Annotated in this window: 16 protein-coding genes; 7 read left to right on the top strand and 9 right to left on the bottom strand. The window is 63.1% G+C overall.

The annotated features are described in order from the left end of the window. The gene (locus tag ABEG18_RS06450) at positions 1 to 1,113 is read left to right on the top strand and encodes an acyltransferase family protein (protein WP_406857264.1); all 1,113 of its coding nucleotides are present in this window, start codon (positions 1 to 3) and stop codon (positions 1,111 to 1,113) included. Between the two features lie 283 nt (positions 1,114 to 1,396). On the opposite strand, the gene ABEG18_RS06445 is transcribed toward ABEG18_RS06450, so the two are convergent. From ABEG18_RS06445 to ABEG18_RS06420, 6 genes are all read right to left on the bottom strand, one after another. Then, the gene (locus tag ABEG18_RS06445) at positions 1,397 to 2,530 is read right to left on the bottom strand and encodes an acyltransferase family protein (RefSeq protein WP_406857263.1); all 1,134 of its coding nucleotides are present in this window, start codon (positions 2,528 to 2,530) and stop codon (positions 1,397 to 1,399) included. A 308-nt stretch (positions 2,531 to 2,838) separates the two neighbouring features. Next, positions 2,839 to 4,449, bottom strand: coding sequence for a hypothetical protein (locus ABEG18_RS06440; protein ID WP_406857262.1), 1,611 nt, complete (start codon positions 4,447 to 4,449; stop codon positions 2,839 to 2,841). Between the two features lie 478 nt (positions 4,450 to 4,927). Beyond that, positions 4,928 to 5,512: a DUF4214 domain-containing protein gene (locus tag ABEG18_RS06435; protein ID WP_406857261.1), complete on the bottom strand. Its 585-nt coding sequence runs from the start codon at positions 5,510 to 5,512 to the stop codon at positions 4,928 to 4,930. Positions 5,513 to 6,078: 566 nt separating this feature from the next. Further along, positions 6,079 to 6,390: a helix-turn-helix domain-containing protein gene (locus ABEG18_RS06430; RefSeq protein WP_406857260.1), complete on the bottom strand. Its 312-nt coding sequence runs from the start codon at positions 6,388 to 6,390 to the stop codon at positions 6,079 to 6,081. A 418-nt stretch (positions 6,391 to 6,808) separates the two neighbouring features. After that, positions 6,809 to 8,257: an undecaprenyl-phosphate glucose phosphotransferase gene (locus ABEG18_RS06425; protein WP_406857259.1), complete on the bottom strand. Its 1,449-nt coding sequence runs from the start codon at positions 8,255 to 8,257 to the stop codon at positions 6,809 to 6,811. Between the two features lie 184 nt (positions 8,258 to 8,441). Continuing rightward, entirely contained in the window at positions 8,442 to 9,092 is a 651-nt protein-coding gene (locus ABEG18_RS06420) for a hypothetical protein (protein ID WP_406857258.1), read from the bottom strand. A 1,738-nt stretch (positions 9,093 to 10,830) separates the two neighbouring features. Here ABEG18_RS06420 and ABEG18_RS06415 point away from each other — a divergent pair. Continuing rightward, the gene (locus ABEG18_RS06415) at positions 10,831 to 11,034 is read left to right on the top strand and encodes a hypothetical protein (RefSeq protein ID WP_406857257.1); all 204 of its coding nucleotides are present in this window, start codon (positions 10,831 to 10,833) and stop codon (positions 11,032 to 11,034) included. Here the strand turns inward: ABEG18_RS06415 and ABEG18_RS06410 are convergent. Continuing rightward, a complete protein-coding gene (locus tag ABEG18_RS06410; protein WP_406857256.1) occupies positions 11,018 to 11,233 on the bottom strand; it encodes a hypothetical protein in 216 nt (71 codons plus the stop codon). The genes ABEG18_RS06415 and ABEG18_RS06410 overlap by 17 nt on opposite strands. A 374-nt stretch (positions 11,234 to 11,607) precedes the next feature. Between ABEG18_RS06410 and ABEG18_RS06405 the strand changes: the two genes are divergently transcribed. The 3 genes from ABEG18_RS06405 to ABEG18_RS06395 all read left to right on the top strand — a co-directional run bounded on the left by ABEG18_RS06405 (position 11,608) and on the right by ABEG18_RS06395 (position 14,233). Then, on the top strand, positions 11,608 to 11,979 hold the full coding sequence (locus ABEG18_RS06405; protein WP_406857255.1) for a hypothetical protein: 372 nt from the start codon (positions 11,608 to 11,610) through the stop codon (positions 11,977 to 11,979). A 680-nt stretch (positions 11,980 to 12,659) separates the two neighbouring features. After that, positions 12,660 to 13,400 (top strand): outer membrane protein, encoded by a 741-nt coding sequence (locus ABEG18_RS06400; protein ID WP_406857254.1) that lies wholly within the window; start codon positions 12,660 to 12,662, stop codon positions 13,398 to 13,400. A gap of 548 nt (positions 13,401 to 13,948) precedes the next feature. Then, positions 13,949 to 14,233 carry a hypothetical protein gene (locus ABEG18_RS06395; protein ID WP_406857253.1) on the top strand — a complete coding sequence of 95 codons (285 nt, stop codon included), beginning with the start codon at positions 13,949 to 13,951 and terminating at the stop codon, positions 14,231 to 14,233. 279 nt (positions 14,234 to 14,512) lie between these two features. Here the strand turns inward: ABEG18_RS06395 and ABEG18_RS06390 are convergent, their stop codons facing one another. Next, positions 14,513 to 15,484: a calcium-binding protein gene (locus ABEG18_RS06390; protein ID WP_406857252.1), complete on the bottom strand. Its 972-nt coding sequence runs from the start codon at positions 15,482 to 15,484 to the stop codon at positions 14,513 to 14,515. 1,136 nt (positions 15,485 to 16,620) lie between these two features. Between ABEG18_RS06390 and ABEG18_RS06385 the strand changes: the two genes are divergently transcribed. Together ABEG18_RS06385 and ABEG18_RS06380 are read left to right on the top strand one after the other, a co-directional pair. Then, a complete protein-coding gene (locus ABEG18_RS06385) occupies positions 16,621 to 18,225 on the top strand; it encodes a caspase family protein (RefSeq protein ID WP_406857251.1) in 1,605 nt (534 codons plus the stop codon). A gap of 733 nt (positions 18,226 to 18,958) precedes the next feature. Continuing rightward, entirely contained in the window at positions 18,959 to 19,234 is a 276-nt protein-coding gene (locus ABEG18_RS06380; protein ID WP_406857250.1) for a DUF4214 domain-containing protein, read from the top strand. Between the two features lie 127 nt (positions 19,235 to 19,361). On the opposite strand, the gene ABEG18_RS06375 is transcribed toward ABEG18_RS06380, so the two are convergent. After that, positions 19,362 to 21,005 (bottom strand): hypothetical protein, encoded by a 1,644-nt coding sequence (locus ABEG18_RS06375; RefSeq protein ID WP_406857249.1) that lies wholly within the window; start codon positions 21,003 to 21,005, stop codon positions 19,362 to 19,364. Between the last annotated feature and the right edge of the window lie 682 nt (positions 21,006 to 21,687).

The following is a 21,687-nucleotide window of genomic DNA, read 5'->3' as shown; positions in this document are numbered from 1 at the left end:
ATGCACTCGCGCAACGTCGCCTACATCCCCGAAATCGATCACCTGCGGCTGCTCGCCGCCTTACTCGTCTTCTTCTTTCACTTCTTTCATTTCTACACAAACGACTGGCGACCGTGGCCGCATCTCGCCCTTTTCGGACTGATCACCGACGGATACACCGGCGTGAGCCTGTTTTTTGTGCTGTCGGGTTATATCTTCATGACCATTGCGCTGGCGGGTGGAGCAATCGACTACCGGTCGTTTCTGCGCAACCGACTGCTGCGCATCGCGCCGTTGTTTCTGGTCGTCTTCGTGGTCGCGGCGTCCATTGGCCGCGATCGCTTCAGGGCGACCGATCTGCTCTCCGTGTTCGTCACCAATGTGGGCGACCCGCCGACGTCCTGGCACTTCGCCACGGGCCCGGCCTGGAGCATCTCGGTTGAATTCGCCTTCTACTTGGCTTTCCCGTTTTTGGCGCAATTCGCCAAGACCCAAGGGGTGCGCTATCTGGCGCGGCTGATCGTAATCCTGCTGGTGGTCAAGCTCGCCGCCTATCACGCCGCCGACAACAGTCGTCTGATGCTCTACTCCACCCTGGTCGGGCGCTTCGACCAGTTTCTGATCGGGATGGCCGCCGCCATGCTGGCCGGCGCCCACCGCGCCTTCATCGTGCGCCGCCGGTGGATCTTGATGCCGCTCGCGACCTTGCTTGTGGTGGCCGGCGGAGCCGCGCAGGCGCGCTGGGTCAGCTTCCTCGCCCCGGAGCCGAAACAGGCGATGGGCGTCGCCGTGGGCACGATCGAGGCCGTGCTGTGGGGCTTTTTCATCGTCGCTTATGTGGGACTGCGGCCAGCCTGGCCAGCCCGCGTCGCGGCCCTGCTGCGCGCCGGCGGCGAGATGAGTTTTTCATTTTACATGTGGCATGCGCTGATCATCTACGCCGCCTTCAAGACGCTCGGACCTCTTGGCGGCGTGAGCCGACCGGCGCTGATTGGCGACTGCGCTTTGGTGCTCGCATTCACGGCGGCGTTCGCCAGACTGTCCTATACGACGATCGAGGCGCCCTTTTTAACCCTGCGGCGCCGATACACCGCCAAGGCCCTCGCGCCGTCGCGGGAGCGCGCTCGGCCCTGACGCGCCTCAGCCGGCCGGCAGACGGGACGGGGCCCATCGGGACATGGCGACCGCAGCGCCCTAGGCTAGCGACGCCTTCATGCGACTGATGATCGCCGTTCGCTCGCCAACGAGGTTCTCGCGCTTGCGCGTTGGCAGCCTTGCGTCTTCATCCTCGATCGACGGCGCACCGCCATGCTGCAACGGCCACCTTCGCCACGAAGCCGCCAACACGACCCGCGGCCGAAGGACGACGTCAAGCCGATCCGTCGTCACGCCTTGCCCGCGCGCTGGAACGGAGGGCTCACGCCAGTTCCGAATGGCTACGCACTCGGGAGCGTGCCTGCAGGTACTCTGCCGCTTTCCAGCGCCCCAGCAGTTGGTAGGGCCTCTCCAGCCACCGATAGCTCAGGTCGGCGACGACAAGCGCAATGGCAAGTGACAGACCCATGGCGGCAAACGAATAAGCCCGGGGCGCGTCCTTCAGGAACGTTCCAGATGCTCTGTAATAGATTTCATAAACGGAAAGAATGACCGGGAGATGCGAGACGTACAGAGAAAATGACCTATCCCCTACCCAGACGAAGAACGCCAGGATGGGTCTGGGCAGCCAGAGATATTTCTTCTGGTAACTCGCAAAAAACACCAAAGCGCCTGATGCGATCGTGATGTAAAGCATCGACCCTGGAAAGAACTTCAACCAGGAGCTGCCCACCGTCGCCACGAACAGCAGCAGAGCCATTGCGGCGATGCTCGCCCAACGTCGTCTGAGAAACACAGGTTCGAAGTCACTGGCGTAATCCGTTTGGTGCATCCGGTAGAGCAGGATGCCCAGCAGCAAAGGGCCGACACGGAAGAACCAGTAATGCGAACCGAGCAGTGTCGGGGAGGAACTCAATATGAGAATGAGCGGAACCAACAGTTCTGCGGTCAACAGCCGAGGAACCACAATCACCACGAAGGGCAGTAGAAGGTAAAATTGTTCCTCCAGGGAGAGGCTCCAGTAAGGGCCCATGGAGAAATTGAGTCCATAGATCTCCATGATGTTCTTGGAATAAAGAAGAACAGAGACAAATTCCTGCGCCACGAGCTTGGGCGGACCGAACGATCGGGACGCGTTGAACGGAGCGAGGAGGACCAGGAACAGCGCCCAAAACAAGCTTGCAGGCAGCAACCGGTAGGCCCGCCTGATCCAAAAAGCGATGACGATGCGAACCCGCTCGGCCGTTGCCCGCTTCGGCTCCAATTGGGGGAAAAGCGAACCAGCGATCACAAATCCCGAGATGACGAGAAAGATGTCCACCCCGGACGTGAGGTTAAGCCTCCCGAGCATGTTGAGCTTTGGATAGGCGATGGGCGCATGGGCGAAGAACGTCATCAGAACAGCGATGCCCCGAAGCGCCTGCAACTCCAAATTCAGCTTATGAGATCGATCCATATGAGTTCCATAAACGCGCCAGGCGGCGGGTCGTGGAGCAACCATCCGACAGGTTCGGTTTGGCTCACCTCCGCCGCATGATGGTGAGCAGGTCGCCGACACTCTGATGCTCGTGTTCACTGAAGCGGCGACGCTCGCGCCTTGCGTGCGAGGCGGCCCCTACCGAGCCAGAGGCCCAGTTCAGAGCTTCCGAGTCCTTACCCCAAAAGCAAACGACACCGGCTTTAACCAGTCTTCGCGAAATCGGAGGTTCGGGTGGGCTGGCGCCGCATCGGATGCGCCCCCCCGCTGAATAGCGAGGCGCGAGATTAAGTCAGGACGGATTCAGGAATCGATCCAACGATAGCGATGCTGGATCCGTTGCCGAGTTCCCAAGTGTACATCTCCCGGGCAGAGCCTGCTGCAAGGTGAGAGTCGAACAGGATGTAATCTTTCTCCGTCTGGATCACCTCGAAATCTGGGCGTTCGTGAATGAACCAGTCGAGGGCGCTTTTCAAAACGGCGACATTTTGCACCGATCCGTGGATCGCGTCGGCCGTGGGTGTGCTGACGAAGGCGGACGCTCCAGCTTCGGTCGATTTCTGCTGAGGCTCCTGAAACTGACCAACCAGCTTTCGTAGGGCGACGGCTTCGGCCGGTGAGACCGCGTCGAGTGCGGCCTTGAGAGCAGAGGCGCCGATTATTTGGTCAAGGTAGTCGGCGGCGACCAGCTTCGTCGCCTCCTTAGACGTCGTGCTGGCGGGCTCAGTCGTGGTCGACGCCTCGGTGGAGGGCGGGCTAGAGGCCGCAACCGCATGCGGACTCGGCGTGCCAGCTGAGGCAGATCCCGACCCGGCCGCAGGCGCGGAGGCAGACGCCGACCCGGCAGCAGGCCGCGCTGCAGCGCCGCTGGGGAGCGCCGCCTCGGCTTGCGGTTGCGGCTGAAAATGCTGGTAGCCCAGGATCGGTGTCATGGCGTTAGCCAGCCATGCGTCCTGCGTCAGAGACGGTTCAGGGTCCGCCGTGACCGCCGCATGCGCATCCGGCGCGCTCCCCACCGGTTGTAGAACCGGTGGAGGCGCCGCCTCGCGGTAGTGGAAAACCTGCTGGGGCGATGCTGGGGCGACGGACAGGCTGAGGTCGGATCCCTCGCCAAGCGCCTCCGTAAGGCCGCTATGCGCATTCACCGACTCCAGGCCCGGTCCATTGTACGGCCCCTCCAGCAATCGGGCGACGGTTGTCGGGGCAGCTTGCTCGACAGCCCCATGGTCCGACGACAGCAGGAAATGCGGACTTACGGCGTCTGGCAGGCCGACAGGCTTGGGGTCCATGACGACGGCCATGGCGATGGTCATCAAATACAGGGCGGATTGCCGCTGCTCAATCAGCGGCGCGTGCCGCTCGTCCACATCAGAGGCCGAAACGATCGACAAGGGCGCATGCTCGACGCCGTGCTGGGAGTCTTTCTGGGGCGCGAGCTCGGAGACGTGCCCGCCTGCACCCTCCGGGCTCTCGCCGGCGAACGCATCGGCGCTGAAGGTTTTGAACAGAAAGGTCATGACCAGCGCCACGAGCAGCGCCGAGGGATGGATGCGCAGCTTGCCGGCCTCGCCCGCCGCCGGCATGACGACCGGATGCGCGGCGATGAGTTGCTCGATGATGGCGCGGAAATCGCGCCCGGCGATCACGCCGTCGACGACGGGGCTCGCCACCACATAACGTCCGTCGTAGCGCGCGAGGTGAATGACGACCTCGCCGGTCTCCTCGCGGCAGAACACGAACCAGGGATCGCCTTCATCGGTCCGGCCGCGGTCTGTCTCCACCCGGACGCCTGCCCGACTTAGCACCGCCTCAACCCGATAGAATTCCGCGAGCTCCTGGTTCGACCAATCGGCTCGCGCGGAGCCAGGTCGGAGAAAGGGCAGGACGCTCAGCGCCATTGAATCAGGACTCCGCTACGACAAGCTGGGCCACATCGTAGCTGATGCGATGATGAAATGGCAAGAGCGCGACTACGAAATCCCGTAGCTGCAACTCCAGCGATGAAGGTCTCTGACGCCATTTGCCGTTGTGGATTGCGGTTGATGGCACGCCCTTTTGCGGCATTTTTGCAGATCATACTGGTCGCTATATCTTGCTGTTATGGACCATGCCATGATTTTGGACGATTTCTTTCGTCGCCACGCGACGTCTATCCTTCTCGACCCAAGCAATCTCTAAAGTGGCCACTGTAAGCCTTGAACGCGACGACTTATTCCACGACGACGACAACGGCAAAATCACATCGTCCTTGTCGTCACTGCGGCCTTAGCCGTCGCCAGCCTGCATGACCGCTTGAGCTAGCCCGCGCTCCACCCCATCGCGCCTCGCACAATCAGCTCAAACAGCCTCCCGGCTCCCGCGCTGGGCGACGCTTCATCACGGGCCCGGAACGGGGACAAAGCTAGACGCAAACAATGAACCGGCCCGGCGTGGCGAACCGGCGATGGAGGCGTCCAGATAGGCGCTCACGAACGGCGCTGCGCGAGCCGTGAACTCATCAGACTGCGCCAGGAAATTCAAGACCTCCCACCGCTCCCGTCCGGAGCCGATCCAAAAAGCCAAGCCAGCCTCTTCTGGACATCGCCCCAGCACCTTGACGTAAAGGGCATTGACGAAGGAGGCGTCGACGTCCGCCCCGGCCCCAAATTTCGTGGCGAATTCGGACGAGGCGGCGAACAGTTGCGCGAGACGATTAATGGTGAACGCGCCAGAGGCGATGGTCGTCACCCAATAGGCCACGGCCGAGAATTCGGGAACGCGGCCGAACGCTGCTTCGTACTCCCGTATCACGGGCAGGACGTAATCCAGCGTATAGGGGGAATCAAGAATGGTCTGCCGAACCTGGGCGAGCGTCAGAGCGCCGGACCGCACGCGCTCCGCGTAACCCGCCGCCTCATCGCCAGGACCGTCCCTGAACTGGATGCCCCGATAATAACCCTGGATGGTAGCGAGGGCCGACATGCCTATCCCCTAACGCAAAACTTTCCCTCTTCCGGGCGTAACCATCCCGAGGCGACCGGGATAGCGCATCGCTTAAGTTAGCCTCTTGGATGGGATATGTGCGTTTTTAGCCATGAGGGTCAAGGCACGCAAGACCACCGCCGCGCTGGGCGGCTTGCAGCTCGCCTCATGCTGGCCGAGATCCGAGGCCCGCCGTCTTGACCAGCGTGACTTGAGACGACCAGCCAAATTCGCCCTGTATTGAGCGGCGCCTGTCGTCTCTCGCTGGATTGGATCAGCACGCCCGCATTGATGCGCAGCGGCTTCCGCCGCCTCATTACCGCTCAGCGGCCCCCGGACTCCTGCGTCGATACGCAACGCCCTCGATCTCAGCGGCCTCGAAAACGGCACCTATCGCAAGGCTACAGCCACGATATACGAGCCTTAAGGCACCCAACGCAGCTAACACCGTGAATGCACCCGCGTCCAGACGGCCCAACAAGGTTGCCTTGAGGGGCCAGGCCGCTTGCGCAAGACCAGGGACAGGCTGAGGCCGAACCTTTGTCGTATTGACCGCCTAAGGGCGCCTACCCTGCTGCGGCATGCTCGTCGAAGAGTATCTCGTAAGTTATTGGATCATAGTAAGGCAAGAGCGCGACCACGAAATCCCGTGGGTCCATGTTCAGAGCGTTGGCCCATGCGCGGTAACGATCCGGCGGGATGCGTCCGCGCCCTGTTTCAAGCTGCGAGATGAACGTGTAGTACTCGGTTCCGACTGCTTCGGCCAGCTGGCGCTGTGAGAGCCCTGCGCGCTCGCGCTGCTCTTTCAACCACCGACCAGCTTCGCGCCGCAGCTCCAAGGTGTCGGACGCCAAACGTCGCTGTGGATTTCCGTACATAACACGCTCCTATGCCCTCCTTCTGTAGAGCAGATGCCAAGGGGTTTCAAGTTTGCTGTTGCGACCAAGCTCACATTTGAGAGATCGCAGTTTGGCGAGCCTGTGTTGGGCGGAGCTTCGCACCTTTCACCGACCATGTCGGCGGCTCATGAACGCCGCAGCGCCCGTCAACCTTGAACCACTGTCCGAGGTTCCACTGGGAAGGATCGTCCATCGCCGGAGGTTAACGCTGCTTGGCCACTGGGATCAGGACAAGCGCTGCGCTCTTGGATGAGAGAACTGGCCCTTGGGCAGAGCCAACCGGCAAGGAGACGCCTCCATCGAGTGTATCTCGGCCTGACGTGGGCGTATCCGGATCGAACGCGGCGGTAAGGGCGGCGCACCGGACCGATCAGAATGCGCTTCGCGAGCCGCGTCGCTAATAGGCGTTTTCCGACCGCAGCAACATCAGCGCGGTCATGCCGAGAATCTTAAGGTCGAGCCAGCAGGTCCAGTGGTCGATATACCAGAGATCGTGATCGACGCGGGCCTTCATGCTTTCCATGGTGGGCGTTTCGCCTCGACAGCCGTTCACTTGCGCCCAGCCGGTGAGGCCCGGCCGGACATGGCGGCGCAGGGCGTAGTCGGCGATCAGGCTGTCATAGAGGTCGTCATGGGCCACGGCGTGCGGACGCGGCCCGACCAGCGACATGTCGCCGGCTAGCACGTTGAACAGCTGCGGCAGCTCGTCGAGGCTGGTGCGGCGGATGAAGCGGCCGACGCGAGTCACCCGCGGATCGTCACGGGTCGCCTGGGTGACCACGTCGCCGTTCTCCTGCACGGTCATACTGCGGAACTTCAGAATCGCGAATTTGCGGCCATTGAAGCCGAGCCGGTGCTGGCGGAACAGGATCGGCCCGGGGCTGTCGAGGCGCACCGCGATGGCGACGGCGGCCAGGATTGGGCTCAGCAGAGCCAGTGCGGCGAACGCGACGAAGAGGTCGAAGGCGCGCTTGACCGCCAGCTCGGCCGCGCCCAGGGGCGCGCGCCGGACCTCGACGATAGAGCGGCCCTCTAGGGTCGCCAGCGTGGGGCGGGACACCACCTCGGCGAGCGCGCCCTCGGCCAGGAGATGCACTGGCAACGGCAGCGGCCGCAAGCGATCGAGGAGGATGGCGAGCCCGCCCAGATCGGTCCAGTTCGCCAGGACATAGATGGCGTCCACCTCCGCGCCGCGCACCTCCGAGCAGAAACGCCGCAGCGTGGAATCGAACTCGCCGGTCCCCAGCGCCGACCCCGGAAGGCTGAGCGAGCAGACGGGCGCGAGGCCGAGCTTGAGGAGGTCGGTCGGAACGCTGCTGGAGGAGGCGGCGTCTTGGAAGGCGACCAGCGCGACTGGGCGCGGCCGAAGCTGGGCCGATTGCAGGGCGCCCACCAGGAAGCGCCGCCAGGCCAGCCGGTGGCCGGCGATCAGCACGAAGCCGAAGACGCCGAAGGTGAACACGGCGCCGCGCGAGAAGACGCTGCCGATCTTCAGCGCAAAACCGACGCTGACCAGCAGGAGCAAGGCCGCCGTCCAGATAAGCGCGAGCTCCTGCAGCTGGCGGCCCGCCTTTAGCAGAAGCGGCGCCGAATAGAGCGAGCGCAGCTGCGCCATCAGGAGTACGAGCACGCTGGCCATGATGCCGACCGCAAAGAATCGATCAACCTCGGCGACGCCCCCGATCGCCACCGTCTCGTAAGCGACGCCGCTGGCCACGCTGGCCAGCGCAATCAAACTGGCCTCCATCACCGCCACGAGCACCCCGAGAGCCGGGATACCTATCGCAGGGATCCAAGTCTGCTCCGCAAAGCTCGTTGCGTTCGCGCCGATGTGAGCAGAATTCACGACTAACCTCTCATCAAACTCAACCGTTAATCGATGGTTAAGCATCGTACCGCAGATCGTTGAAAATCGTTCTGGCGATTCAGTTTGAATCGGCGGCATGGAGCCGGGCGCAGCGAGGTACCCCCATTGGCGCCGGGGACCCGGCGGCCCTCGACATCCCCGTTTCGCGCTCTCGGGCGCTCTCTCAGCGGGGCTCGGGAGGACGTTCCGCCAGCAGATCGCCGACCAGGTCGGCGCAGCCGAGCGCGATCGAAATGTCGAGCTCGAAGGCGAGCTGGCGCATGGTGGCGTGCAACGGGGTATGCTCGGCGGCGGGTTCGGCGTCGCCGCCCTGCCCTTGCCCGAGCGAGGCGCCATGCTCGCGCCCCAGGAACTTCATGGTGCGGGAGATGTGGCTGGCGTCGCCGGAATGGGCGCGCTCAAAGAGTTTAACGACGTCCCGGCAGGAGAAATCGCCGTCCTGGCGCGTGCTGAGCACGAGGCGCGCCTGCCAGATCTCGAAAGGCACCAGGACTGGCGCCCCCGCCATCAGCCTGGTCGGGCGGAAATTGTAGCCCTGCTCGTCGATGCTGGCCGCGACCAGAAGAGGGCCCTTGCGCGCGCCAAAAGGCGGGCGGCTGTCGATGAAGCCAAGATGCTCCTTACGACCCAGCCTGGAGAGGTAGGATTGCGTCTCGCCGTCGAAGGTCAGGCGCGTCACCAGGGCGGCGAGCCTGGGGGCTTCCTGCAGGCGTCCGCCATCATAGCGGGCGGCGGCGGCGGACAGTTCCTGGCGCGTCTCCAGAAACTCGCACTCGAGCTCGCTGCGCTCACCGGCTCTCTGCACCCGTTGCATCGGCGTCCTCCCGACCCCAAAGCCTAGAAGACAGCGTTCGATTGCGAACATGGATTTCGGTAGGGGGGCGGCGCGCGAAAGGGTTACCGCGCGCAGCGCGCGCCGCCCAGCGTTAACGAATTGGAAACGCCTCGCCCGTTCAGATGACTGGAACAGGCCGCGAGCCGGCCGAATTTCTGCGAAAATGGGGCCGCATGTGATCAGCGCGCTTGCCACACGCAGATCAAGGCATACAAATTCGTCTTGTAGCGCGAGGTGATCATGGCTGGGGCTTTGGCGATCTTCGCCCTCCTAGGTGGGCTTGCCGGCGCGGTCGTTGGCGGAATCGTGGGCGGACCGCTCTGGATCATTGCGGGCGGATTCGTGGCCGCAAACGCCTTGGTTCTCGCCGCGATCGGCGTTCGCTTGCTCCGGTCCTTCGCCTGCGGGACGCTCGCGGGCCGTGGCCCAGCGGCTGCGCCCTACCCCGACTGCCTCGCCCAGCGAGAAGCGGGCCGCTAACTGCTCCCCTCCCCGATCTCCCCCAACACTCTGCATGCGCCGGAAGGGGCTGTGGGAGGCGGGCCGAGAGGCGCTTCAGGCCCGGGACTTCGCCCGCGTATCGGCCGGCGGCCCAAGACGGACGCCGTGGATGCGCGCATGCTGGCCGAGATGGGCCGGCGGCTCGCCCTGACTTCGACGCCCGCCGCCAAACCGAGGCGCCATAAGTCGACCACATGGCAGCGCCGTCGCGACCACCTCGCCGCCATTCGCCCGCAGCAAAGGTTGCACCTCGCCGCGGAGCGAGACGAGGCTTTCGCGGCGGAGCTGCGCGCCCATGTCGCCCCACTCGGCGGGGCCATAGCGCAGGTTAAGCGGCGCAGCTGTCCTTTTTGGCCGAAAGAACGCCGCCTCCAGTTCGTGCCCGGGGTCGGCCGCACGCGCCTCCCAAGCAGATCGCCGCGCTCGCCGGCCTCGCCGTTCAACGTCGAGAGCGGCGGCCGCCGGCATGTCCGCCGAGCCCTCGAAATGGCCGCCCTGTCGGGGCAAAGCCGCAGAACCGGTCCTCGTCGCTGTCGCGTGCAAACTCCTCTCCGTCATCAACGCCGTCCTTCGCACAACGCCACCTTCGCAACGGCATGTCGCAACACAGTTGCTCTTCCCGCCGCTCAGCGCCGCCGGAGATGCAGAGAGGGTTGAGGTGCCGGTCCTCCCTCAAATCTTTTGACGTCGTGATCATCGCCAGAGCTCCGGGCCCAAGGCTGCGCAGATGAACGCGCGTCGCCCGCGCCACGGGTCGACAAACACGCCCAACTCCGACCTTATCCTCTTGAGGAGTTCTGCGGCTTCGCGCCGCATCTCGCAGCACGGGATCCAGAATGCGCTTCCTGGAACCCACATCGACAATAGGCGATGCTCCTAAGGATAGGGGGTTGGCATGGGGCGGCTCATTCACTGCAACCGCCCCGTCATCCCCGGCTGGCCGACCCTCGCCCAGGCGGCGATCCATATCCGCGAGGCCGACCGGCTCCTGAACCAATCGGCTAGGTGCCCTGAGGCGCTCCCTCGGATAGAGGCGATCGAGCCGACTTACTCGATCTCCCCGCGGCTGGCGAAGAGCTTGAGGCGCTGTCTGACGCGCTCGAAGGGGACGGCAAACCACCGCGATGATCCGCCGAGTCAGGAGCCAATCACAGCGGCGACCGTTTGGCTTGGTGACGCAGCGTCCCGCGTCCGCTTGGCGCAACGGAGCGGCTCGATGATGTTCAAGGCCGTGTTTCGAAAAGGAGGCCTCGCGCTTGGCGAGGTTTCAATTCAGGTGAAGTCAGCGGGCGATATCGAGGACGCGAGCCGAGATGCCTTTGCCGAACTCAGGCGCGCGTTGCCGGACCTGGGGCTGGACGAGGTCGGCGTAACGTTCATGAGGATCGATCCGGAACCGGTGATTAAGACCGGTCGGTAGGTTCCCGCAGCGCCGGAGGCTCGCTTTCCGGCTCCAGACCGAGGAGAAGACGAACCGCGCTGTTGCGCGCAGAAACAGCCCTGCTGAAGCCATGCTCGCGATCGAAGCGATACATCACCATGACGATGGATTTGTTCTGGCCGCGGTTGATGAGGTCCGTCATCACGTACGCGGGGCGCCCCTCGACCCAGAAGTCCATGACCCGCCGCTTCACGCCACCCTGGACACTCGGCTGAGCTGCTTTGTCAGTTTCCGATAGCGGCGATCATCCCGCTTCCGCTGCTGTTTGACCTCCCGGAGGGGGTGGCGTGGTGCGGATCTATAGACGGAGGGCTGGCGGTCGGAGCTGCCGCTGTACATGCGGCGGAGTGGCCAACCCTTTGCTCTATCGGGCTTTGGACGGGTTGATCGTTGTCATTGGCGAGGCCGGACGGTTCTGGAAAACGGTGTGCGCTCATGAGGCTCGTCCACAACGTCCCGATACGGGCGCAAATAGGACAACAATCCCCGGTAGGCTTCGTTTCGCGTATGGCAACGCCCCGCCGCTTTCCACCACCCTGGACTGCCCATCAGATGCCGGCGGGTTTTCGCGTCGCTGACGCCACCGGCTGCATGCTGGCGTACTGTTACGGGGACAGCACCGGCTATCGGAGCACCGGCAGCGTGATGATGTCGCCGGACCAAGCCAAGGCCATGGCCGAGCTGATCGCCAGCCTGCCAGATCCCATGCACGGCATCGGATCGGCGACGCTGCCACCCGGCGTTCAGGGCCCCTTCGAGGTCGAGGACCGGCGAACGTGGTTCTCTGTGACCGACGCCAGCGGAATTCGTGTCGCGGCGGTCTATTTCGGCGACACTGAAGCAGGGAGCCTCACCCGGGATGCGGCCCGTCGCCTTGCGGCCGGGGTCTCGCGACTACCCGATTGGGTTGAACGGCCACCGTAGAGCTGGCTCGGGCAGCGGAATGCGGATCCGGGTCACAGCCCTGGCGCAGCGACCTTGAACTACACCTCATGAACTCCGGTCGAGCTTGAGGCCCCTTCAAAGCCCTTCATGGTCCTCAGGCGCCCTACGCCCTGGCCGCCGGCGAGCGCACCTGGGTGGAGCGCACGACGGCATTTGTCATCATCTCCGCTGAGGGACGCCAAATTGCATGGATCTATTGGAATGATCCTGAAGCTGGAAGCCTCACCCGCGACGAAGCGAGGCGCATAGCAGCCGGCATCAGCCGGCTTCCCCCATGCCGGCTCGCCCGTAGACCACAAGTCAGAGGTGTCAGCGGTTGCCGATGATCTTACCGGCGGAGCCAGCGTGGGGCTCTGTGACAAGCCCTAATTGAACCCAAACCTAGATTGGGTTGGCCCGCCTGCTCCGAAGCCTCTCCTTCGAGAGCTGGCCATGAGCGGAAGATGTAAAAACGGCCGCCGGATGCGAAACGGCGGCCGTTTTACATCCTCCTCAGGGCTCAAGCCGAAGAAGACAATCGGATTGTCGCCCAAAGCTTTCGCGCTGGCAAGCGAAGCGTCTTGTGCAGCGCAGAAGGAGACGACCTGTTGCCGTTTTGCGCTAGTCAACGTTCTGAGAATAGGAGCAAATACTCGTCCCCAACAACGGAGTTCCCTGTGATGCGATCTCTTCCTCTTGCACTAGCCGGCGTCCTGGCGGCGTCGGGCGCTTTCGCGGCTGACCTGCCCAGCCGCAAGTACGAAGCCCCCGCTCCGGTCGTCTACGCTCCCCTGTTCACCTGGACCGGCTTTTATGTCGGCTTGAACGCCGGCGGAGCCTTCTCCAACAGCCGTGACGTGACCTTCCTCGACACGCGCACCGGCATCGCCACCTCGTTCAGCTCTGGCGACAACTCCGGGTTCGTCGGCGGCGTGCAGGCCGGCTACAACTGGCAGTTCGGCGCCTTCGTGGCCGGCGTTGAGGCCGACATCGACTACGCCGATCTCGGCGGAAACCACAATGATTTCGGCGTCGTCTACTATGACGCGTTCGGCACCCCGTACGGCGTGGGCCGCGGCAGCTCCAACCACATCTTCGGGACGGTGCGCGGCCGCATCGGTTACGCGTTCGACCGCGCCCTGTTCTACGTGACGGGCGGCCTCGCCTACGCCGGATTCGGCGGCGGCGGGTTCTTCAACAACAACGACAACGTCAAGGCCGGCTGGACCATCGGCGGCGGTCTCGAATACGCCTTCACTCCGAACTGGACGGCCAAGATCGAAGGCCTCTACGTGAACATCGATCGCGGCAACAATGACGGGATCCTCGTCTACAACGCCGCGCGCGCGCCGGTCACGGTCAGCTCGGGCAAGAACAACGACGCCGGTGTGGTCCGCGTGGGCGTGAACTACAAGTTCTGAGCGTCACGACGAGAGATCAGGAACCGCCTCGAACAGAGGCGGTTCCTTTGTTTTTGGCGGCCTTGCGCCTGAGCGGCGTCCCCCCTCGGAGCGTTCAGACATCCACACCCGCTTCAGGTAGAGCTACTGAAATGTGGCGTCGACCAGCGAAGGCAATTGCGCTGGTGACCGCGCTAACAAAAAGGCCCTGCGCGGGGATGCGATCCGCGACAGGGCTCTAGTTTGAGGTGTTCTGACTTCGCAGCCCATCAACTCCGGCCCTTTGGACGTGTTCCGCCGCCAGTTCTAGGCGTCACGGATTAGGCCGCTCAGCTGGCTCTCTCACCACCAACGCCGCTGGGAATGAGACTCGCCTGGCTACGCAGATCGCGAGAGCCAAGCGGCTAAGCTTGTCAGTCATTTCGCCCAATCATACGCTGACGCTTAGGTTCGGCCGTGGCCTAGCCCGATTGACGTAAGGAAACTGCATAGCGGTCAGGGGACGACCGCATCTACTTTTCGTGATAGGTCCGGAGGGCAAACAAAAACAACTTGTTGGGGATGAAACGATGCTTTTGGCATACTTGAAGAAAATGGCTGATAAGGCTTGTGGCGATGGAAGAATCGAACTGCCGCTCAAGCGCCCCTCCGAATTGGACCCTGAGGTCATGACGCTGCTGGCCAACGATCTGTTGGAGATCGAGCGCGTCGAGCGCGGTCCAGAAGGAAAAATCGTTTACCGCATGACCGATCGGGCACGGGCGATGGCGCAAATGCGCCCCCTCCAGAAGCGTCGCGTCTTAAAATGGCCCGCCGCGCGGGAAAACAGGGGCCAGCAGATTCGCTGGGGCTGACTTTTCCTGCGCCGCGGCCAGCTTGTCCGAAGATTCTGGGGCCACTCGACTGAGGCCCTCGGTCCGCGCCGGAGCGTCTATCTGACCTTCCCCGTCAGCATGCCTTGTCGGTACCCGTGCGCGATGTCCCGGAGGACCAGGACCGATCCGCTCTGGGGGCTGCGATCACGAGGGCATAAGCGCCAGCACCGGTTGCGCCGGCATACCCGCGCGATCCTCCTGCACGGCGCCAGCCTTCCAGCTCAGCGGACCTGTGCAAGCACGCTCACCTTCGCCACCTCAGACCAGGTGGTAGCCTGAGGTCACCCAGGCGTCGTTGAAGCTGTGAAGGTTCGACAAGGTCACGGTGCCGGCGATTTGCAGCGCGCCATTGACCGGTTCCAGCATGAAGATCCGATACCCCTCAGGATTGTCTGACGTGGTGTAGATCTCACCGTTCAGGTTGAGGGTGTCGCCCTCGCCGGCGTTGAAATCGAACACCACATCGTTGCCGGGAGAGATCCGCAGCGGAGCGCCTGTCGCATCAAGCACCGTGTAAGACGGGTCGAAGATGAAGCTGTCGGCGCCCGCGTCGCCCCAGAGCTTGTCGTCCCCGCCGTCGCCGTTCAGCCTGTCATTGCCAGGTCCTCCGTGCAGTTCGTCAGCGCCGGCCATGAAATCCAGCTTGGGGTCGTATTCGGTGCGCAGTCCCGCAGCGGGCGGCCTGGCGTCGCCATGCAACTCGTCGTTGCCGGCGTCGCCGTAAAGAATGTCGGCGTAGTTCGTCCCAGGATAGACGTGAGCGATATAATTGGTGCCGCCCCATAACTGGTCGTCGCCGTCGCCGCCATGCAACTGGTCGGTCTGCCACTGCCCATCGATGATGTCGTTGCCCGCGTCGCCCCACACGAAGTCGAACCCGCCACCGCCTAACAAAACATCGTCGCCCTCCCGGCCAAAGATAAAGTCGGGCGACCCGCCCCCATCAATGATGTTGCCTGCCGCGTCGCCATAGATCGCGTCCGTAAAGCGGCTGCCAATCAGCTCCTCGACCCCGACATAGCTGTCTGCGCTGGCCCATCCGGTGTTTGAATTTGAGTTGGCCATGTCGATGACGACGCCGATGTCGTAGCTGCCGATGGAGGCGTTGCTCGGGGCGTTTTCGTAGCTGACGGCGTCGACCGCCGCGGCGCCGCCCGCGCCGACGAAAGCCTCTGGCAGGCTCGTGGCGTAAACGAGGGTCTGGAAATGGACTTGCGAAGCGATCGCCATCGTCTCCTCCTGCCGTGGTTGGGCATCCGGCGCGCCGGGCGCCAGGCCTGCACGAGGCCGAACGGCGGAGGTTGTGCGCCGATCAACCCTATTCGCGTCAACGCGGTGGATGCCGTCCTTGTTCATCCAAGCACCACTGTCGCGCCCGTCAGGGCTGCGCCTCCGAAGAGAGGGAGGAGGTGGTACCTTCAGAGACGAAGTGAGACCGCCATGCGTGCGGCACGCCCGCACGCCAACCCAGCCGCTCGGCCCTGAAGGAGGCGCTCGCCGACGGCTCCCGGGCGCATTGAGGATGCGGCGGCTGCAGCCTCTATTTTAGCCGCGACCAGGCAGTTCAAGACCCAACTGGCCAAAGATGTGGCGGCTGTCAGCGCCAAAACCGAGCGTCTGCGTTTGTTGGAGGCTCTCGGCCGCTCCGGGTATGCGCAGGCGGCCTGCGCGAGTCTCTCGCTCACCTTTTCTCGCCGACCGCGACCGTCAAGGCAGCTTATCGCCTGGAAGAACTTTTGGCTTTCAGCGCCGAGGTGAACTGGATGTCCGCCTTACAGCCCGTCTTTGGCTCATCGGCGAGCCGCCCCGAGCGGCTTCGGGCGTCTGCACCAATCTTCTCCCGCTGCAGCTTCGAAAGGTTGCGTTATGCTGCGGGCGGTGCCTGATTTCCGCGTCGGGAGCGGCGCCCGCCGCCGCATTACTGCGACAAGCCGCGGTCATGTGGATGGTCTTGCGCGCGATTAGGTCATCGACGATCCCGAACTTCGAGGGAAGAGGCCCCAATCGGGCCTTGGCCTCAATGCGGGCAACATCGAGAAGACGCCCACCGCGGCGTAGATAGGTTCGAAGCTGCCCGTCGCTTGGGTGGTTTCTGCTGTATGCCGAACAACCAATTCAGCGAGCGCCGCCGTCCAGATCGGAAGTGCGGACGAGACGCCGGACTGGAGCATGTCATGCGCCACGTCGGCGATGGTGAGTTGTCGGCGCATCGCTCCGATTTCTTTGCCTTTGGTGGCCGAGAGTGATGGCCGTCATTAAAGCGGGTAAGGCGCGATGTAGAATTCCAGCCGAGCGAGGTCCGCCATGCGACGCTCAGCCGGGCGGGGCCATCGCAAGGGAGGCGGCGTCCGCCGTTGCGTCTCGTGATGAAGATCGCGCTCACTCGCCTGTTGATCGCCGCCCTGGTCGCGACCGCCGGGCAATCCGGCGCGTCGGCCCGCGAGATCCGCGGCTTGCTGATCGGCGTGGATACCTACCGCGGTTTTCCACGTCTGGCCGGCTCGGCCGCAGACGCGCACGACCTCGACGCCAGCCTCCGCTCGATCGGCGCCCGCGATTTGCGGGTCCTTATCAATGCGGCCGCAACCCGCCGCTCCATCATGGCGGCGCTCGACGACCTCGTGACCCGAACCCAGGCTGGGGATACTGTCTTTCTCGCCTGGTCGGGTTATGGGGCCCAAGAGCCGGGACATGTCCTCGGATCGCAGCCGGATGGAATGGACGCGGTGCTTCTGTTGGGGGGATTTGACGTCAAGAATCGCGTCGATTCCGGGGAGAAGCTCCTAGAAAGGGAGATTCACGGCTACATCCGGCGGTGGGAAGAAAAAGGCGCGCAGGTCGTGTTCATCGCCGATGTTTGCTTCGGCGAGGCCACGACCCGCGACGTCGACCCGCGCAGCGCCCCCATGGCCTACCGCAGCGTCAGTTACACGGCGAGGTCCGACGATCTGCAGCCCGCGGCCACCCAGGCCGACGCCAGGACGGCGCCTGTTGAATTCAGGTCCACCACATTCTTGGCGGCGGCCGACAAGCAATCCAAGGCTCCGGAGGTCCGCATCCCCGGCGTGGGCCAGCGCGGAGCCTTGAGCTATGCAGTCGCTCGCGGAATAAGAGGGGCGGCTGACCTGGACCGCGATGGGACGATCACCGGAACGGAGCTCTTAGAATACGCGCGGCGTGTAACGTACCAGCTCTCCGACCAGCGCCAACGCATCGTTGCGGTCGAAGCGCCGGCCGCGGCGCCCTTCAGAGTGATCACGCGCGGGAACGCTGTCGGGCCGCCGAAAAGCCAGGGCTCCGACCGGCCCGACCCCGACGCGAAGGTGGGAGCCGGCGCTCGGACGCAGGCCGACCCAATCCTGATTGCTTCGCTTGATGGCGACCCGGAGCGTTTCGCCGGCTTGGCGATCCAGTCAGCCCATAAGGTGGTGCAGCCCGGCGCAAACCCGGATCTCGTGTGGGATCCGGCGACTCACGACGTGCTTTCGGTGGGCGATGTCATCGCCCGCAATGTCGATCGCTACGACTTGCCGAGCATCATCGAGCGCGCCGCCCTTCTCCACTGGCTGAAACAACGCGCAACGGGGTCGCCGTTGGCGGTGCGGATCGCACCTGACGACCGTCTGCACCGCAAAGGGAGCCGTGTCGAGGTTGAGATAGACGACGTCGCGTCCCAAGCGCTCGTGCTGTTCAACGTCGCCGGCGACGGGACCGTTGAACTGCTTTACCCGATCGGGTCGGATCCGCCGATCGTACACGATCCCAAGCACCGGCTGCAGTTGCAGGTCCGCGCGCCTTTCGGTGCGGACCAGATTGTCGCCGTCAGTTCGCCCCGGCGGATGTCCGAGCTGGAGCAGGCGCTGCACCAGCTTGACCGTAAGCGATCGCCCTTGAAGGCCAGGGAGGCGCTCGAAAAAACGATTGGTGCGGACAGCCGCGTCGGCTCAGCTGGCTTATTCACGGCGCCTTGACCCGGGCGGGCGCCGGCGGCGAGCCTCCGAAGCCGGCCGATCAGTCATCCCCGATCTGCGCCCCGACTGAAAGGACGGGGTTCGGCGGGATGGCCGATGTCAGCGGGATCAAATCTGCCAGGAAGGGCAGAAGGTCCTGAGCCTGCTGGGCCACTGGTGAGAGACGAGCGGCGGGGATGATTGAGTTGGGCGGGATGGAAATCTCGTGCGTGGGCTGACCATCTTCATACGCCAGTGGATTTCTTCTAGCCTTGAGAAAAGCTCTGGCGTCATGGGATGCCGGAGCACCTAAGCTCCAGCCTTGGAGGTCCGGCCTGCTCTCACCGCATGACGTGCCGCTTCCCGCCACCCTAGACGGTTCACGCCATGCAGGCGGGTTTCCGCATCGCCGACGCCAATGGCTCCTGGCTCGTCTACGTCTACAGCGATGACGCCGGCTTCAACACATCGAACAGCCCCACCCTGCCACTCGGAGCTGCAAAGTCCTTGGCCGAGCTGGTGGCCGCGCTCCCGACCTTCGTGAAGGGCGAAACCGGGGAGCACAGCCTGCCGCCGGGCATCCAGCCGCCATTCAGGGTCACGGAGCGCACCGGAGCGTTCGTGGTCTCCTCCGCCGAGGGCCGGCAGATCGCCTGGGTTTTTGGAACGTCCCTGATGCCGGGGATCCCAGCCACGAACTCCCGACAAGAGCGGTCTTTCGGTCTGGGTTCACGCGCTCGATACAGGAACGTCTATGCACGACGTCGCCGTGGGGTTCGTGAATTCAGCCGAGTTCAAGGCCGTCTACGGAGCCGGCGCCTCGAACGCGCAGATCGTCGACAGACTCTATCACAACGTGCTCGGCCGCGCGGGAGAGCCGAGCGGCACCGACTTTTGGGTCGGGAAGCTGCAGTCTGGGGCGAGCGTGGCCGACGTGCTGGCCAATTTCTCCGAAAGTCCGGAGAACGTGGCGAAGGTCGCCCCACTGATCGGTATCGGCATCTCACTAGAGACGGGCTTTTTCGCCTAGCCGGGCGGGCTGACTTCTCCCCCGCAGTCGCGGCAATGGCAGGCGGTCCCGCATGACGTTGCGCAGGCTGGAGGGAGCAGCCGAGTCAGCTGCTCCCTCCTTCTTTCGAGACAAGTTCAATCGAGCCTCAGGCCAGAACGAGGTCAGCCGCGGTGAAACCGGCCGCCGTCACGCCGGTGATCTTGATCGCAAGGTCCGTTGTGGCGCTGAAATTGCCGTCCTTGTTGACGTCCACATAGATAGTGTCGGTGGCGTCGTTGAGGACGACCCGGTTGGTGCCGGTGAAGAAGCCGGCGGTGTCGCCCGTCAGCGTCGCCCCGGTGGTCCCGACCGTGGTGTCGGAGCCCAGCGAAAACGCTTTGAGGTCCAGCTTGTCTTCGGCGTTCTGATTGAAGTTGGCGACCGTGGTCATCTTGCCCACTGTCGAGACATTGTCGGCGGTGAACTGGATGGTGTCCGGCAACCCGTTGCCAGCTTTCAGCGTGATGGTATTCACGCCCTCTGCGGACGGCAGCACCGTCAGAGGCTGCGTCGGCGCCGTGCCCACATTGACCGTGAAGGTCATGTCGCCCTTGTGGTGCGACGCGTCGAGATTGGTCAGCTTCGCGAAGTTGCTCGCCGCCCCACCCAGATTGAGGCTCCCATCGCCGGTCACGTCGATCGTACGGGCCTGGGTCGAGAGGGCTGCGATAGTGGACACGTTCGGCGCTACCGTCGCGGGATCGTCGGACTCGTTAATGGTGAGGTGTTCGATTTGATTGATCACCACCGTTTTGCCCGCCGCGGTGAACGTCGCCTCCCGAACCTGAAGCGTCGCCTTGTCTTCCGTGCCAGTCGCGGACCCGTAGACGAAGTCGACATTACCTTGGATGTTGCCCCTCAGCCCGACATCGGTTCCAAGCGCCAAACTCGCAGTCAGCGACGAACTCGAATTATCGTCCCACAACGCTTTCACGCCCGTGGAGCTATTCAGACTCAATGCAACGCCACCGCCCACGGATTGAATGAAGACGTTTTCAAGGTTGGTTAGCACTGGCGAGACGGTGGTCAGCAGCGCGGACGTATAGAGGGCGCTGATGGTATCGTCGCCACCGCCAGCATCAATGTTATCGGCCGAGTTCAGGCTGTTGGGGGTGACATTGGCGCGGAAGGTGTCGTCATTGGGCGTCGTCTTGAAGGCCGCGTCCGTCGCGGTCGGCAGGAAGTTGTCGGTCCCGGCCGTCAGCGTGAAGGTCTGACCGGGCACTCCGCCCGTGCCTGGGCCGGCGGCGGAGACGATGCCGGCGATGGCCGCATCCACCTGGGTCACCGAGGGCAGCGTCGTCAAAACCGGGGTCAGATAAGCGCGGCCCAGGGCGGCGGCAGCGGTGCCGTTATATGCTGCAATCTCAGCGCTGGTGTCGATGTGGCTGGTGAACAGATCAGCCGCCGAAATTTTGAGATCTACCAACGTCTTGTCAGGCCCCTGCGCGCCATCAAGGATATTGATAGCAATGGTATTGATCGTCTGCTTTCCAGTCGTCAGCGCATCGACGAAGAAAGAGAGGCCGTTCGGTTCGGCGTCTCTGTTGAAAAGGCTCTTGTAGATCGAGCTGACAATCTCTGTTGGAGTCTTTCCTGTGAAGCGGGTCTGATATTCGGCAGTCGATGCAAGATCGCCGATCTTCGTTAAATCCTTGCCGTTCCCTGTAGCGTCGCTAAAAAATTTCAGCCCGGCGGGATCAGCTGGACGATTGAAGAGCGCAACATAAACGCCCTGGATACTAGCCATGGCAGTCTCCTTGGTTTTCCGTCGCTGCAGTGTGAAACAGACTCTGGAGAGATGAGCGACAATGTAGAAATTAACCGAGAAATAGCAATTTCAATGTGATCTCGCGCACGTTTGTACTCTGCTGCGGATGACTAGCAATTTGATCATTTGGACTAAGCCGATAAACTTAGACCCGCTGATACATGATCTGTACGGAAAACTATTATGGCACATCAACTGAGCCCCCGGGACGGTTCGGGGGGCTCAGCATGTCATGGCACTCAAGGCCAGTGGACATCCCGTCGCCCAATCCAGATGCCGACTGGGAGAACTCCGTAATCTGCCCAACTGTAAGCCGACGATACACCCCGCTTGAAGCGATGAAATCCAGCAAACGGACTATCCCAGCTGAACTATCCCGAGTTGCACAAAGCCGGAAACATTAGCTGTCACCATAGAGCGGCATTGTCTGACCGGAACGGGGAAATCATTTATTACTGATAGTCAAATATTTTCAGTCGCTAAGTATCGGACCTCCACTCAGGTTTGTGCCGAACGGTACTTCAGTTCTGACTGATCATCGCTTTTCGGGGTCTTTCAGTTCGTCTAATCCTGACGATACCTCTCGCTCACCAAAGGAGCAATCTTCAGCGGTGGTGTAGCTGATCGGTGGTCACCGGCGATCTCCGGGTAGGGTCGGGTT

The sequence above is a fragment of the Alsobacter sp. KACC 23698 genome (assembly GCF_045348435.1).
GTDB lineage: Bacteria > Pseudomonadota > Alphaproteobacteria > Rhizobiales > Beijerinckiaceae > Alsobacter.
The sequence above is the reverse complement of the archived record's forward strand: the minus strand, read 5'-3'. Positions and strand labels throughout refer to the sequence as shown.

What these genes read in the sequence shown, in the direction of transcription:
- ABEG18_RS06450 (WP_406857264.1), top strand. Translation starts at nt 1, where the DNA reads ATGCACTCGCGCAACGTCGCCTACATCCCCGAAATCGATCACCTGCGG.
- ABEG18_RS06445 (WP_406857263.1), bottom strand. Translation starts at nt 2,530, where the DNA reads ATGGATCGATCTCATAAGCTGAATTTGGAGTTGCAGGCGCTTCGGGGC.
- ABEG18_RS06440 (WP_406857262.1), bottom strand. Translation starts at nt 4,449, where the DNA reads ATGGCGCTGAGCGTCCTGCCCTTTCTCCGACCTGGCTCCGCGCGAGCC.
- ABEG18_RS06435 (WP_406857261.1), bottom strand. Translation starts at nt 5,512, where the DNA reads ATGTCGGCCCTCGCTACCATCCAGGGTTATTATCGGGGCATCCAGTTC.
- ABEG18_RS06430 (WP_406857260.1), bottom strand. Translation starts at nt 6,390, where the DNA reads ATGTACGGAAATCCACAGCGACGTTTGGCGTCCGACACCTTGGAGCTG.
- ABEG18_RS06420 (WP_406857258.1), bottom strand. Translation starts at nt 9,092, where the DNA reads ATGCAACGGGTGCAGAGAGCCGGTGAGCGCAGCGAGCTCGAGTGCGAG.
- ABEG18_RS06415 (WP_406857257.1), top strand. Translation starts at nt 10,831, where the DNA reads ATGATGTTCAAGGCCGTGTTTCGAAAAGGAGGCCTCGCGCTTGGCGAG.
- ABEG18_RS06410 (WP_406857256.1), bottom strand. Translation starts at nt 11,233, where the DNA reads ATGGACTTCTGGGTCGAGGGGCGCCCCGCGTACGTGATGACGGACCTC.
- ABEG18_RS06405 (WP_406857255.1), top strand. Translation starts at nt 11,608, where the DNA reads ATGCCGGCGGGTTTTCGCGTCGCTGACGCCACCGGCTGCATGCTGGCG.
- ABEG18_RS06400 (WP_406857254.1), top strand. Translation starts at nt 12,660, where the DNA reads ATGCGATCTCTTCCTCTTGCACTAGCCGGCGTCCTGGCGGCGTCGGGC.
- ABEG18_RS06395 (WP_406857253.1), top strand. Translation starts at nt 13,949, where the DNA reads ATGCTTTTGGCATACTTGAAGAAAATGGCTGATAAGGCTTGTGGCGAT.
- ABEG18_RS06390 (WP_406857252.1), bottom strand. Translation starts at nt 15,484, where the DNA reads ATGGCGATCGCTTCGCAAGTCCATTTCCAGACCCTCGTTTACGCCACG.
- ABEG18_RS06385 (WP_406857251.1), top strand. Translation starts at nt 16,621, where the DNA reads ATGAAGATCGCGCTCACTCGCCTGTTGATCGCCGCCCTGGTCGCGACC.
- ABEG18_RS06380 (WP_406857250.1), top strand. Translation starts at nt 18,959, where the DNA reads ATGCACGACGTCGCCGTGGGGTTCGTGAATTCAGCCGAGTTCAAGGCC.
- ABEG18_RS06375 (WP_406857249.1), bottom strand. Translation starts at nt 21,005, where the DNA reads ATGGCTAGTATCCAGGGCGTTTATGTTGCGCTCTTCAATCGTCCAGCT.